12 protein-coding genes and 1 pseudogene are annotated in these 13069 nt (G+C 69.1%); 4 read left to right on the top strand and 9 right to left on the bottom strand.

What is annotated here, in order from left to right:
* Positions 1-137: 137 nt before the first annotated feature.
* The gene (locus CA951_RS20435; RefSeq protein ID WP_087558562.1) at positions 138-755 is read right to left on the bottom strand and encodes a hypothetical protein; all 618 of its coding nucleotides are present in this window, start codon (positions 753-755) and stop codon (positions 138-140) included.
* Between the two features lie 183 nt (positions 756-938).
* Here CA951_RS20435 and CA951_RS20430 point away from each other — a divergent pair, with 183 nt between their 5' ends.
* Complete coding sequence (locus tag CA951_RS20430) at positions 939-2714, top strand: multicopper oxidase family protein (protein ID WP_087558547.1); 1776 nt, start codon at positions 939-941, stop codon at positions 2712-2714.
* Positions 2715-2717: 3 nt separating this feature from the next.
* Here CA951_RS20430 and CA951_RS20425 read toward each other — a convergent pair whose 3' ends face one another.
* The 5 genes from CA951_RS20425 to CA951_RS20405 form a co-directional block, all read right to left on the bottom strand.
* The gene (locus CA951_RS20425) at positions 2718-3866 is read right to left on the bottom strand and encodes an MFS transporter (RefSeq protein WP_087558561.1); all 1149 of its coding nucleotides are present in this window, start codon (positions 3864-3866) and stop codon (positions 2718-2720) included.
* Between the two features lie 61 nt (positions 3867-3927).
* Complete coding sequence (locus CA951_RS20420) at positions 3928-5172, bottom strand: dihydrolipoamide acetyltransferase family protein (RefSeq protein ID WP_087558546.1); 1245 nt, start codon at positions 5170-5172, stop codon at positions 3928-3930.
* 30 nt (positions 5173-5202) lie between these two features.
* The gene (locus CA951_RS20415) at positions 5203-6186 is read right to left on the bottom strand and encodes an alpha-ketoacid dehydrogenase subunit beta (protein ID WP_087558545.1); all 984 of its coding nucleotides are present in this window, start codon (positions 6184-6186) and stop codon (positions 5203-5205) included.
* Positions 6183-7280, bottom strand: coding sequence for a pyruvate dehydrogenase (acetyl-transferring) E1 component subunit alpha (gene pdhA / locus CA951_RS20410; RefSeq protein WP_087558544.1), 1098 nt, complete (start codon positions 7278-7280; stop codon positions 6183-6185). Before pdhA ends, CA951_RS20415 begins: the two co-directional genes overlap by 4 nt.
* A 241-nt stretch (positions 7281-7521) precedes the next feature.
* The gene (locus CA951_RS20405; RefSeq protein WP_087558543.1) at positions 7522-7890 is read right to left on the bottom strand and encodes a DoxX family protein; all 369 of its coding nucleotides are present in this window, start codon (positions 7888-7890) and stop codon (positions 7522-7524) included.
* Between the two features lie 115 nt (positions 7891-8005).
* Here CA951_RS20405 and CA951_RS20400 point away from each other — a divergent pair, with 115 nt between their 5' ends.
* A complete protein-coding gene (locus tag CA951_RS20400; protein WP_087558542.1) occupies positions 8006-9034 on the top strand; it encodes a phosphotransferase family protein in 1029 nt (342 codons plus the stop codon).
* Between the two features lie 21 nt (positions 9035-9055).
* Here the strand turns inward: CA951_RS20400 and CA951_RS20395 are convergent, their stop codons facing one another.
* A complete protein-coding gene (locus tag CA951_RS20395) occupies positions 9056-9493 on the bottom strand; it encodes a thioesterase family protein (protein ID WP_087558560.1) in 438 nt (145 codons plus the stop codon).
* A gap of 82 nt (positions 9494-9575) precedes the next feature.
* On the opposite strand from CA951_RS20395, the gene CA951_RS20390 reads away from it, so the two are divergent.
* Positions 9576-10766 carry a benzoate/H(+) symporter BenE family transporter gene (locus CA951_RS20390; RefSeq protein ID WP_087558541.1) on the top strand — a complete coding sequence of 397 codons (1191 nt, stop codon included), beginning with the start codon at positions 9576-9578 and terminating at the stop codon, positions 10764-10766.
* Between the two features lie 7 nt (positions 10767-10773).
* Positions 10774-11283, top strand: coding sequence for an O-acetyl-ADP-ribose deacetylase (locus tag CA951_RS20385; RefSeq protein ID WP_087558540.1), 510 nt, complete (start codon positions 10774-10776; stop codon positions 11281-11283).
* Positions 11284-11343: 60 nt separating this feature from the next.
* Here the strand turns inward: CA951_RS20385 and CA951_RS20380 are convergent.
* Together CA951_RS20380 and CA951_RS20375 are read right to left on the bottom strand one after the other, a co-directional pair.
* Positions 11344-11610 (bottom strand): annotated as a pseudogene (locus CA951_RS20380) (LysR family transcriptional regulator); the annotation flags it as partial.
* On the bottom strand, positions 11603-13069 hold the full coding sequence (locus tag CA951_RS20375; protein ID WP_087558538.1) for a nucleobase:cation symporter-2 family protein: 1467 nt from the start codon (positions 13067-13069) through the stop codon (positions 11603-11605). The pseudogene CA951_RS20380 and the gene CA951_RS20375, both read right to left, overlap by 8 nt.

Here is a 13069-nt window from a genome sequence, read left to right as displayed (position 1 = left end):
ACCTCGATGCTGTTCGGGGACGCGAAGAAGTCGGTCTCCGAGGTCACCGAGGAACTCAAAGCCCTGTAGGCCCTCCGGGCCTGTGCGCCTTTCTGGTAGTGGGAGCTACCAAAAAGGCGCACGGGCGGCGGAGCCGCCTACAGGTGCCGGGAGAAGGCGATGGCCGCGGTGTCGGGCCGGCGCTCTTCGCGCTCGGCCGCGACGGGGGAGTACAGCATCAGGGTGGACGCCAGCGCCCACCAGATCGCGAAGATGATCAGACTGGCCGCGAGGCCGAAGATGCCGCTGGTCTCGACGAGCGCAGCGGCGCCCGCGACACCGAGGACGACGGCGAAACCGAGGCCCGCGATGACGGGCCGGAACCGGGGCGCCGACACCAGCAGTGCCGAACCCCACAGGGCGGTGATTGCGACGACGTGCCCGCTCGGCAGCAGGACGGACGGTGCATCCGATTCCCAGGCCCGTACGGCGGCGCTGGTGAGATTCGCGCCGATACACAGCAGCAGCACCGCAGCCATGCCGTACGAGAGTTTTCGCATCGCCGCGACGATGGCGAGAACGACGGTCGCTGCGAGGACCGTCGTGACGTCGATCGCCTGGATCACGGGTTCGGCGACGGGTCGGAGTGCCTCCGGGAGGACGAGACCCGACGATTCGGGGCGGATGAGGTACAGCGCGCACAGTGCCACCACACCCGCCGCGGCGAAGGCGAGGCGACGAACACTGTGACGAAGCCTGCTAGTCGATTCGGTCACGACACACAGTGTGCCAACCGACGCTGAGTGATCCATGAGCGGCCGCTGTGAGGTCGGTGAACGGTCGTCGTCATGCGACGAGCGTGTGTCCGGATCTCGGGTGGGTGCCCCACCCGTCGGAGTAACGTCGTCGTCGACCGATCTCGAATCGTCTTTCCGCGTGACACGCACGAAGTGACCGATATGAGTGGACGGATCTCGCGCCGATCGTTCCTGCGGGCGATGGCGCTCGGCGGTGGGCTGGGCGCGGTGTCGGCCGGTTCGGCGAGCGCCTTCCCCTTCGACATCGATCCGCTGCGACCGTTGATGTTCTCGTCGCCGCCGATCCAGCCGTATCGCGATCGGCTGCCGATCCTGCCGACGACGTCCGGGACGCGCGTCGACGTGCAGGCGAGCAGCACGATGCATCAGTTCCATGCCGACCTGGCGCCGTCGCCGGCGCTGGCATACAGCGGCGCGGACTATCTCGGCGCGACGATCGAGGCGCACGTCGATCAGCCGACGACGATGGCGTTCCGGAACGCCATCACCGTCCACCCGTTCGCCGTCGACTTCGACACGTCGCTGCACGGGCTGAGCGAACGGGACCGCACCCAGGTACCCACGGCGACGCATCTGCACGGCGGGGTGAATCCGCCCCAGTTCGACGGGCACCCCGAGCAGGTGTTCCGGCCGGGCGAGGAGTACCTGCACCATCTTCCGAACCGGCAGGACGCGGCCGGACTCTGGTACCACGACCACGCCATGGGGGTGACGAGGCTCAACATCTACGCGGGCCTGGTCGGGCTCTACCTGTTGCGGGACGACTTCGACACCGGTCGCGCCGACAACCCGCTGGGTCTGCCGGCGGGGGAGTTCGAGGTGCCGCTCGTGCTGCAGGAGAAGATGTTCACCGCCGACGGCAGGCAGCGGATCCGTTCGACCCCCACCGTGCCGCAGGGCAGTTGGGAAGGGGGCGCGGTCGGCGACGTCGGGGTCGTGAACGGCAAGGTGTGGCCGGAACTCGACGTGGCCCGCGGCCTGTACCGGTTGCGGCTCGTCAACGCGGGGTCGCTGAGCGTGTGGAATCTGTATTTCGGCAACCGCATGCGGTTCTGGGTGATCGGCGGCGACAACGGGTTGCTCGACGCCCCGGTCGCGGTGACGCGGGTGCGGTTGAGCCCGGCCGAGCGGGTCGACCTGCTCGTCGACTTCGGCGCGCTGGAACCGGGGTCCACGGTGGAACTCTGCAACGACGAGCCGCCGCCGTTCCAGGCCGCGCTGATCGGCGAGCGCACGATGCCGCGGTTCTGCCGGTTCTGGGTTGGCACGGCACGCGGATTCACCGGTGCGCCGCCTGCGACGTTGCGCGGGGGACCCGGGCAGCCGGAGTTGCTGCCCCCGATCCCGCGACCTCAGGTCTTCCGGGACGTCACGCTCAGCCAGCCGAGCGACGTGCGCCTGCCGCCGTCGATCATGTCCCTGAACAATCTCCGGTATTCGACCGAGGACATCGAGTTGCCGCGTCAGGGGACGGTGGAGCAGTGGAACATCATCAACGCGACCAATGATCCGCATCCCGTGCATCTTCATCTCGCGAATTTCCGGGTGCTGGGGCGTCAGGTCATCGAGACGCTGCGTTTCGCGTTCGCCACCCCGCAACCGCCGCTCGGAATCCGGTGGACGCCGTCGGCCGACGCGTTCACCATCTCGCCGCTCGCGCCCGCGGAACCGTGGGAGCGGGGATTCAAGGACACGGTGCTCGCGAACGCCAATTCCGTCACCAGGATCGTCGTCCGGTTCCCGACCGCGGAGTCGCTGGGCTTCGATCCGGACGCCGAGTTCGGGCACGGATCGCACGACGCCCACGGGCACGACCCCGGCGGAGGTCCGCGATCACTGCAGGGCTACGTGTGGCACTGTCACATCCTCGACCACGAGGATCACGACATGATGCTCAGGTACCGCACCGTCGCGTGAGGCTCAGGTGCGCCGGACCGCCCCCGCGAACGTGGCGGCCACCAGCACGCAGACCAGGGGCACCACCATCGCGACGGTCAGGGGGACCACCTGGGTGATCCAGCCGATGGTGGCCGGTCCGGCGAGGAATCCGACGTACCCCAGCCCGACCACGCGGGACATGTTGGTGCCCGCGGAACCCGCGCCGAGGTTGCCCGCGGCGGTGAAGATCTGCGGGACGCAGCCCGACAGTCCCAGGCCGAACAGCGCCCAGCCGAGGATCGTGAGCGGGAGCAGCCCCGAGACGAGGACGAGCAGCATGCCGAGCGCCGCGATCAGGGTGCCGTAGCGGACGACGGCGACGGGGCCGAGCGCGGCGCTCACACGGTCGGCCGTGAACCGGCCCACCGTCATCATCACCGAGAACGCGCCGAACGCGAGGGCGGCGACGGAATCGGACGTTCCGAGGTGTTCCTTGACCTGCAGGGTGCTCCAGTCGTTCGCGACACCCTCCGACAGCATGAGGACGAAGGCGATGCCGCCGAGCGCGAGCACCCGCGCGGACAGTCGGCCGTGGGCCTTCTCGGCGGGTTCCGGGTCGTGCCGGGAGCGGGGACGGTCCGCCATCAGCCGGCGGGAGCCTGCGGCGACGGTGACGACCCCGATGCCGCCGGCGACCAGCAGCGCCGTCTGCGGTGCCCATCCGGCGGCGAGCGTCGCCGCGCCGAGCAGCGATCCCACCACCCCGCCGACGGAGAACAGGGCGTGGAACGCCGACATGATCGGCCGTCGATACCGCTGCTCGACTTCCACGGCCTGGGAGTTCATCGACACGTCCAGTGCGCCGTTGGCGAAGCCGAACACGAGTAGGGCGAGACCGAGTTGCCAGGCAGTGGACGCCAGCCCCGGACCCACGGTGGCGACCGACAGCGCGAGTCCGGCGACGATCACCATCCGCCTGCTGCCGAACCGGTCGGCCAGGGGGCCGCTGACCTGCATGCCGCCGATCGCGCCGACCGCCAGCAGGAGCAGCAGCGAACCCAGCGTGGAGTGGCTGATGCCGGTCCGGTGCTCGATCGCCGGGATGTGCACGACCCACATGCCCAGCAGGAACCCGTTGATCCCGAAGACCCCGAACGTTCCCGCCCTTGCCCGGCGGAGCGGCTCGGCCACCGGCACACGCTTGTCGACCGGGGACGCTCGGGAAGTGCTCACCGACCAAACGTACCGAGGATCAGAGGTGCGCGAGCAGTGAGGCGGGATCGTGCAGCATGGCCGCGACGGACGACAGGAACCTCGACCCCTGCTCGCCGTCGACCACCCGGTGATCGAACGACACGCTCAACGTCGTGACCCACCGGACCGCGAGTTCGTCCTCGTGCACCCACGGTCGCTTCCCGACGCTGCCGAGGCACAGGATGGCCGCCTCGCCGGGGTTGAGGATGGGCGTGCCCGCGTCGACACCGAACACCCCGACGTTGGTGATCGACACCGTGCCGCCGGTCAGCTGTGCCGGTTCGGCCTTGCCGCTGCGCGCGGTCGCGGTCAGTTCGGTGATCGCGCGGCACAATTCGACCAGGCTCAGCGATTGCGCCTCCATGATGTTGGGGACCATCAGGCCGCGGGGTGTGGCCGCGGCGATACCGAGATTGACGTAGTGCTTGGTGACGATCTCCTGGTTCTCCTCGTCCCACGAGGCGTTGAGGCTCGGGTTCGCCCGCAACGCGACGATCATCGCCTTCGCGACCAGGCTCAGCGGGGTCACCGACAGTCCCTCGAATTCGGGGAGGTGCCGCAGACGCTCGAGCAGTTCCACCGAGCGCGTGACGTCGACGGTGACGAATTCGGTGACGTGCGGGGCCGTGAACGCGCTGCGGACCATCGCCGCCGCCGTCTGCTTGCGGACGCCGCGGATCGGGGTGCGGGTCTCGCGTTGCAGCGACTCGGACGGCTCCGGCGAGACGGCATGCTCGGTCGATCCGGCGTGGGATTCCACGTCGTTCCTGGTGACGGCACCGGACGGTCCCGTCCCCGCGACGACCGCGAGGTCGATCCCGCGTTCACGCGCCGCGAGCCGGGCGGCCGGCGACGCGTCGGGGCGCCGACCATCCGGGCGGGCAGCCTCCGGGCGGGCACTCTCCGGGCCGACGGATCGCCGCCGGGCGCGCTTGCTCTCGGCGGCGGCTTCGGGCCCGTACCCCACCAGGACGGGCGTGCGCGCGGGAGCCTCCTGGGTGGCCGCATCCGTCGCGATCCGGATGATCGGTGTCCCCACCGGGACCGTCGCGCCCGGGGCAACCAGCAGTTCCTCCACGACACCCGGATACGGCGAGGGCAACTCGACGAGCGCCTTCGCTGTCTCGACTTCGCCGATCACCTGATTGAGTTCGATCGTCTGGCCCACCTCGACGGCCCAGGAGACCAGTTCGGCCTCCGTCAGTCCCTCACCGAGATCGGGTAGGCGGAATTCCTGTGCCAACGGACGACTCCTCTCCTCCGATGTGGGCGATCAGGCCGCGAGACTGCGATCGACGGCGTCGAGCAGACGGTCGGCGTCCGGCAGATGGTGCCGTTCCAGCTTCGACGGCGGATACGGGACGTCGAATCCGCCGACCCGCAGGACGGGCGCATCCAGTTGGTAGAAGCACCGCTCGGAGATGCGGGCCGCGATCTCCGCACCCAGCCCGAGGAACATCGACGCCTCGTGCGCGACGACGAGTCTGCCGGTCTTGCGAACCGATTCCTCGATGATGTCGAAGTCGATCGGGGAGAGGGAGCGCAGGTCGATCACCTCGAGGGAGTGCCCCTCGTCGGCGGCGATCGACGCGGCCGACAGGGCCGTCGGCACGACGGAGCCGTACGCGACGATGGTGGCATCCGTGCCCACCCGGGCCACCCGGGCCCGATGCAGCGGCAGGTCGGGTTCGGCGTCCACGTCGAACTCGGCCTTGTCCCAGTACCGCCGCTTCGGTTCGAAGAACACCACCGGGTCGTCCGCCGCGACGGACTGCTGGATCATGTGGAACGCGTCCGCCGGGTTGCTGGGGGTGACGACGCGGAGTCCGGCGGTGTGGACGAAGTACGCCTCCGGCGACTCCGAATGGTGTTCGACCGCGCCGATGCCGCCGCCGTACGGGATCCGGATCGTCAGGGGCGCGGTGACCCGGCCCTGTGTGCGGTAGTGAATCTTGGCCACCTGCGACACGATCTGGTCGAACGCGGGGTAGACGAATCCGTCGAACTGGATCTCGCAGACGGGCCGGTAGCCGCGCAGCGCCATCCCGAACGCGGCGCCGACGATCCCCGATTCGGCGAGCGGGGTGTCGATGACCCGGTTGTCGCCGAAGTCCTTCTGCAGGGTGTCGGTGACGCGGAAGACCCCGCCGAGGCGTCCGACGTCCTCGCCCATGATCACGACCTTCCGGTCGTGTTCGAGAGCGCGCCGCAGACCTGCGTTGAGTGCGCCGCCGAGCGACAGCGTGGTGGTGGTCATGACAGTGCCTCCTCGATGCCGGCGAAACCTGCGAGGTACGCGGCGTACTGCTCGCGTTCCTCCTCGATGAGCGGGTGGTCGGTGGAATAGACGTGGTCGAACAGGTCGAGCGGCGCGGGGTCGGGCGCCTCGACGGTCCCCGTCCTCAGACGCGCGGCGACGGCGTCGGCGGTGGCCTGCACCCGGGCGAGGAACTCGTCGCCCAGCAGTCCCTCCCTCTCGAGAAGTCGCCTCATCCGGTCGATGGGGTCGCGGGCCTTCCAGATCTCCGTCTCGGCCGCCGCCCGGTACCGGGTGGGATCGTCCGACGTGGTGTGGGGACCCATGCGGTACGTGATGGCCTCGATGAACGTCGGCCCACTGCCTTCGCGGGCCCGCTGCGTGGCCTGGCGGGTGACCGCGAGGACCGCGAGAACGTCGTTGCCGTCCACCCGGAGGGCGGGCATGCCGTAACCGGCGGCGCGCTGCGCGATGGGGACGGGACTCTGCAGGTGGACCGGTTCGCTGATCGCGAACTGGTTGTTCTGGCAGAAGAATACGACCGGCGCGTTGAAACTCATCGAGAAGCCGAGGGCCTCCGCGAGGTCGCCCTGACTGGTGGCGCCGTCGCCGAAGTAGGCGATCGTCGCGATCTCCGCACCGTCGAGGTGGGCGCCCATGGCGTACCCGGTGGCGTGCAGCCCCTGGGAGCCGACCACGATCGCCGGATTCGTCACGTTCACGGAACTCGGATCCCAGGCGGAATGGGCGCATCCCCGCCACATGCGGGTCATCACACCCGGGTCCACGCCCCGGCAGTAGGCAACGGCATGTTCGCGGTAGCTGATGAACGCGTAGTCGTCGGGACGGAGCGCGCGGGCGGAGCCGACCTGGGCGGCTTCCTGACCGAGCAATGGGGCCCAGAGTCCCAGTTCACCCTGGCGTTGCAGAGCGACCGCCTCGACATCCATCCGACGCGCGACGACGAGATCCTCGTACAGGTCGCGCAGTTGGTCGGGTCCGATGTCTCGGACGAGGCTCGTGTAGTCGGGTCTGAAGACCCGTCGGCCGTCCGGCTGGATGAGCTGGACCGGATAGGCAATCTTGTCGACCATCGGGGTCACCTCGTGTTGTCGAGTCCGTGAACCTTGTGGGTTCGTCGGAGACGGGTACTGCGGTAGGACGGGTGTGTCCTACTTCACAGCATCCACGGGAACGCGAAGTGCGCAAGTGGCACCACCGACGTCGAGCAGAATGCCCAGTTTCGGGGGTGTTGAGGGTGTCATGCTGCGTCTAATGACCAATGCGAATGCCACCGACGCATGGTTGTCGCTGCAATTGTCCGAAACGTCCGGATCACCCTGCGAACACGAACCCGATCGAGGCGAGGACGGCGAGCACCGCGAGGTAGACCGCGGGCATCGCGACTCCCCGGGTGTCGGGATTGCCGTAATCGCCCTGTCTGACGTGAAACGCGATAGCGCACAGGAGGAGAATCAGCAGCGCCACCGTCGCGATCACACCCAGTGGAGTCCAGTAGAGGCCGATGAGTACGCCGATACCTCCGGCGAGTTCCGCCACGCCGATCAGCCGCACCTGCTGCCCGCTCAGGCCCCGGGCCTGCAACCCCGTCCACGCGGTTCCCTTCAGTCTCAGCTTGGGAATGCTCACGGCGACGGCACTCACGGCGAGGAGCACGCCACACACGATGAGGAAAACTTCCACGTCCGTCCCTCCAGTTCCGGCCGAATCGGCCTCACTGTTGCCACCCTAGGGCCGCGACCTGCGGTGCGGACCGGTTCCCTCCGCATCGGGCTTCCGAGCGGTTAGCATCGAGCGCGTGAATGCTGTGGGGCTGAACGAAGATGCCGTTTCCGCGTGGATTGCCGGACTCGGTGTGGGAGCGATCGCGCCGCTGAGCTTCGAGAGGATCGGGAACGGTCAGTCGAATCTCACGTACGCGGTCAGCGACGCGGGTGGCGGACGGTGGGTGCTGCGGCGGCCCCCGCTCGGACATCTGCTCGCGTCGGCGCACGACGTGGTCCGCGAACACCGGATTCTGTCCTCTCTGCAGGGATCCGACGTTCCGGTGCCGAAGATCCTCGGGCTCACCGAAGATCCGGAGGTCACGGACGCGCCGCTCGTGCTGATGAGTTACGTCGCGGGGGTGGTGATCGACAGCGTCGGCGTGGCGAAGAAGCTGACACCCGGACAGCGGAACGCCGTCGGGCTGGCGATGCCGAAGGCGCTCGCCAAGATCCATGCGGTCGATCTCCGGGACGCCGGGCTGGAGGATCTGGCCAGCCACAAGCCTTACGCGGCAAGGCAGTTGAAGCGCTGGACGGATCAGTGGGCGAAGTCCCACACTCGGGAGGTCCCGGCGATCGAGGATCTGGCCGGGATTCTCGAACGCAACATGCCGGAACAGGCCGAACTGTCGTTGGTGCACGGAGATTTTCACCTGAGCAACGTCATCACCTCGCCGGAGGAAGGCGAGGTGGTCGCGGTGGTCGACTGGGAACTGTGCACGCTGGGCGACCCCCTCGCCGACGTGGGCGCGTTGCTGGCCTACTGGCCCGAGGCGGGCGACGAGGACGCCGGACCGTTCCCCGCCTCCACTCTCGAGGGATTCCCCACCCGGGCCGAACTCGTGGAGGCCTATGTCCACCACACCAAACGCGACGTCACGCACGTCGGGTACTGGCACGTGCTGGCGTTGTGGAAGCTGGCGATCATCGCCGAAGGCGTGCTGCGCCGCGTGATCGACGACCCCCGGAACAAGGCCGAGACCGGCGCGCCGACGGTCGCGCTGATCGACGGGATCATCGCCCGGGCGGTGGCCACGGCCGAGGCCGAGGGCCTGCACTGAACTCCCGGTGGTGCCGGGCCGTCAGAGCGTGTCCGGTACCACCAGAAGAGTTACGGCGCTGCGAATCTCGTCGGGAATCGGAACCGGTGTGTGGGTCTCCGCGTCCACGTACACGTGAACGAAGCGGCCGAGAGCGGCGAGGTCGAGTGCGTCGCCGATCTCGCGGAAGATCGCCAAGGCGTACACGATGCTCCGGGTGCCCAGCTTCTCGACGGACAATCCCACCTGCAGGCGGTCCGGGAACGTCAGTTCGCTGACATACCTGCAGGACGTCTCGGCGACCACGCCGATCGCGGGCAGATCCCGGATGTCGGTGCCGGTCGTCGCGATCAGCCACCCGTTGACGGCGGTGTCGAAATACGAGTAGTACGTGACGTTGTTGACGTGCCCGTAGTGGTCGTTGTCCGCCCAGCGGGTCGGCACCGGCCACAGGGCGGGGAAGTCGGCGGCGGTCGGCATCGCGGGGGTGTCGGCGTGTTTCACCGTCCCGACCCTAATGCCACGGATCGTCTGCACCGCGCGTCGGGCAGAATCGCGTCCTATGTCTGTGCCCGACAGTGATGTGCGTTCACCGGATTCCGCCGCCCAGCCGATCAGCGCCGGAATCGTCACCGCCCTGGTGGGCTTCACCAGTTCGTTCGCGGTCGTACTCACCGGGCTGACGGCGGTGGGCGCGAACTCCGCCCAGGCCGCGTCGGGGCTGCTGGCGCTGTGTGTGACGCAGGCGCTGGGGATGCTGTGGATGTCGCGGCACTACCGCATGCCGATCACCCTCGCGTGGTCGACGCCGGGCGCGGCTCTCCTCGCCGGGGCGGGAACGGTGACCGGCGGGTGGCCGGCCGCGGTCGGCGCGTTCGCCGTCGTGGGGGCGGCCGTCATCCTCACCGGGCTGTGGCCGCGGCTGGGACGGCTCATCGCGGCCATCCCCCCGGCGCTGGCGCAGGCGATGCTCGCCGGGGTGCTGCTGCCGCTGTGCCTGGCGCCGGTGCTGGCGCTGCGGGACGCCCCGCTCGCCGTCGCGCCCGTCGTCCTCGTGTGGCTGGTTCTGCAGCGGTATTCGCCGCGATGGGCGGTCCCGGCCGCGTTCGCCGCCGCCGCGGTGGTGATCGCGGCCGGTCTCGTCTCCGGCAGCGACACCCTCGACACGAGCGCGCTCCTGCCGAGGCTCGACGTCACGGCACCGGCGTGGACGTGGCAGGCGATGATCGGGATCGCGATCCCGCTGTACATCGTGACGATGGCGTCCCAGAACATTCCCGGCACCGCCGTCATGAATTCCTTCGGCTACCGGGTGCCGTGGCGGCCGGCCATGCTGGTGACCGGTGTCGGGACCCTCGTCGGCGCCCCCGCGGGTGGGCACGCCATCAACCTCGCCGCGATCAGCGCCGCCCTCGCCGCCGCGCCGTCCGCACATCCCGACCCGCGGAAACGCTGGGTCGCGGCCTTCACGGCAGGTTGGGCGTACCTGGTGCTCGCGGCGTGTTCCGCCGCGGTCGCCACCCTCATCGCCGCGGCGCCGGAGGGCGTCGTGGAGGCGGTCGCCGGACTCGCCCTCCTCGGCACCCTCGGCGGGGCCCTGGCATCCGCCCTCGACGACGTCCGCGAACGGGAAGGCGCCGTCGTCACGTTCCTGATCGCCGCCTCGGGGGTGAGCATCCTCGGCATCGGGTCCGCGTTCTGGGCGCTGGTCGCCGGCCTGATCGTGCGGATCGCGGTGGGCTCGCGGCGATAATGGGCACATGACCACCATCGAGGTAGTGCAGGGTGACATCACGACGGTCGAGGTCGACGCGATCGTCAACGCCGCCAACTCCGGACTGCTCGGCGGCGGTGGAGTGGACGGTGCCATCCACCGGGCCGGGGGCCCCGAGATCCTCGCCGAATGCAAGCAACTGCGGGCCACCACGTTGCAGGACGGACTACCGGCGGGACAGGCGGTCGCGACGACGGCGGGCCGCTTGCCCGCCCGATGGGTGATCCACACGGTCGGCCCCGTCTACTCCTCTTCGGACGACCGGTCGGCCACCCTGCGCAGCGCCTACACCGCCAGCCTGGCAGTGGCCGCCGACCTCGGCGCGCAGTCCGTCGCGTTCCCGCTGATCTCGTCCGGGGTGTACGGCTGGCCCGCGGACGACGCCGTTCGGCAGGCGGTCGGCGCCGTCCGTGAATCGGACTCCGGGATCCCGCGGGTGCTGTTCGTGGCGTTCGACGCGCGGATGGCGTCTCTGCTGCGGGCCGAGGTGGGATGAGGCCGCCCGCCCGCGTCCCCACCCTCACCGGGTCCGGATACGGCGCGACGCCATCGCGGTGGCCGAGGCCACGAATTCCTCGGTGGCGTCGAGGGTGCGCTGGGCGTACGGAAGCAGTCGCCCGCCGACCGGGGTCAGGATCGCCCGGCGACTGCTCCGCTCGATCAGGGTGACCCCGAGCCCGGTCTCGAGAGCAGCCAGCGCCCGCGAGAGGGTGGGCTGGCTGATCCCGAGATCCGATGCCGCCGAGCCGAAATGCAGGTGGGTGGCGACGGCGGCGAAAGCGCGGAGTTGCGTCAGCGTCGGCTGATACGGCTGATCACTCATTGCGCACGACGGAGGTGCGCGCCGTGTCCGCCCGGTGTTCGTTATCCGGCAGCTCGGTGTCGGCCGGGTGCTCCGTGTCCTCGGCGCGGTGGACGGCGACGGGAGGCGCCGCCGACACCACCGACGGAGTGGGCCGGTTGCCTGCCTTGATCTCGTTGAACAGGATGTTCAGCAACACCGCGACGATGCTCGCCGCGCTGATTCCCGAGTCGAAGACGATGTGCACCCACTCCGGGAAGGCCGAGTAGAACTCGGGCACCGCGATCGGGATGACGCCGAATCCGAGGGCCACCGCGACGATCACCAGGTTCAGATTGCCGTCGTACGACACCTTGGACAGGGTGCGGATTCCGCTCGCGGCCACCGAACCGAAGAGCACGATCCCGGCACCGCCGAGGACGGGCAGCGGCACGGAGGCCACCAGCCGACCCAGAATGGGGAACAGGCCCAGGGCGAACAGGACCGAACCGCCGGCCGCGACGACGTACCGGCTCTTGATCCCGGTGATCGCGACGAGCCCGACGTTCTGGGCGAACGCGCTGGCCGGGAACGTCCCGAACACCGGCGCCACGGTGGTGGCGAGCATGTCGGCGCGGAGTCCGTCGCCGACCCGGCGGGCGTCCACCTTCGTCCCCACGATCTCGCCGACCGCGAGGATGTCCGCCGTCGTCTCGGTCATGATCACCAGGATCACCACCGTCATCGAGATGATCGCGCCGATCTGGAACAGCGGGGTTCCGAACGCGAACACCTGCGGCAGTTCGAAGATCGCACCCTTTCCGACGGCACTGAAGTCGGCCTTGCCGATCAGGGCGGCGAACAGGGTGCCCACCACGATGCCGATCAGGATGGACAACCGCGACAAGGTGCCCTGGACCAGGCGGCTCACCAGCAACACGACGAACAGGCTGAACCCGGCGAGTCCGATGTTGGACATCGACCCCCAGTCCGGGGCCTTGGCGTTGCCGCCCATCGCCCACCGCACCGCGACCGGGAGGAGGGAGATGCCGATGACCGTGATGATCGACCCGGTGACGACGGGCGGGAAGTAACGCACGATCTTGCAGAAGAACGGGCTGATCAACAATCCGATCACGCCGGCGACCATGATGGCTCCGAACACGGAGCGCAGCCCGCCCGGACCGGCGGCCACCGCCACCATCGTCGACACCGAGGCGAAGGAAATGCCCTGCACCAGGGGGAGTCTGGCGCCGAAGAAGGGAACGCCGAGGGTCTGCAGCAGGGTGGCGGCGCCGCTGACGAACAAGGCCGCCGACACGAGCAAGCCGATCTCGACGCCGGTGAGTCCGGCGGCGCCGCCCACGATCAGGGGCGGCGCGATCACGCCGCCGTACATGGTCAGGATGTGCTGCAGCCCGTAGATGTACGACTTTCCGAGCGGCAAACGCTCGTCTTCGGGTCCGGTCGTTCCGGCGACCCGATGTCCGATCCGTTTCAT

It is taken from the genome of Rhodococcus sp. NCIMB 12038, from assembly GCF_002165735.1.
Taxonomy (GTDB): domain Bacteria; phylum Actinomycetota; class Actinomycetes; order Mycobacteriales; family Mycobacteriaceae; genus Rhodococcus_F.
The sequence above is the reverse complement of the archived record's forward strand: the minus strand, read 5'-3'. Positions and strand labels throughout refer to the sequence as shown.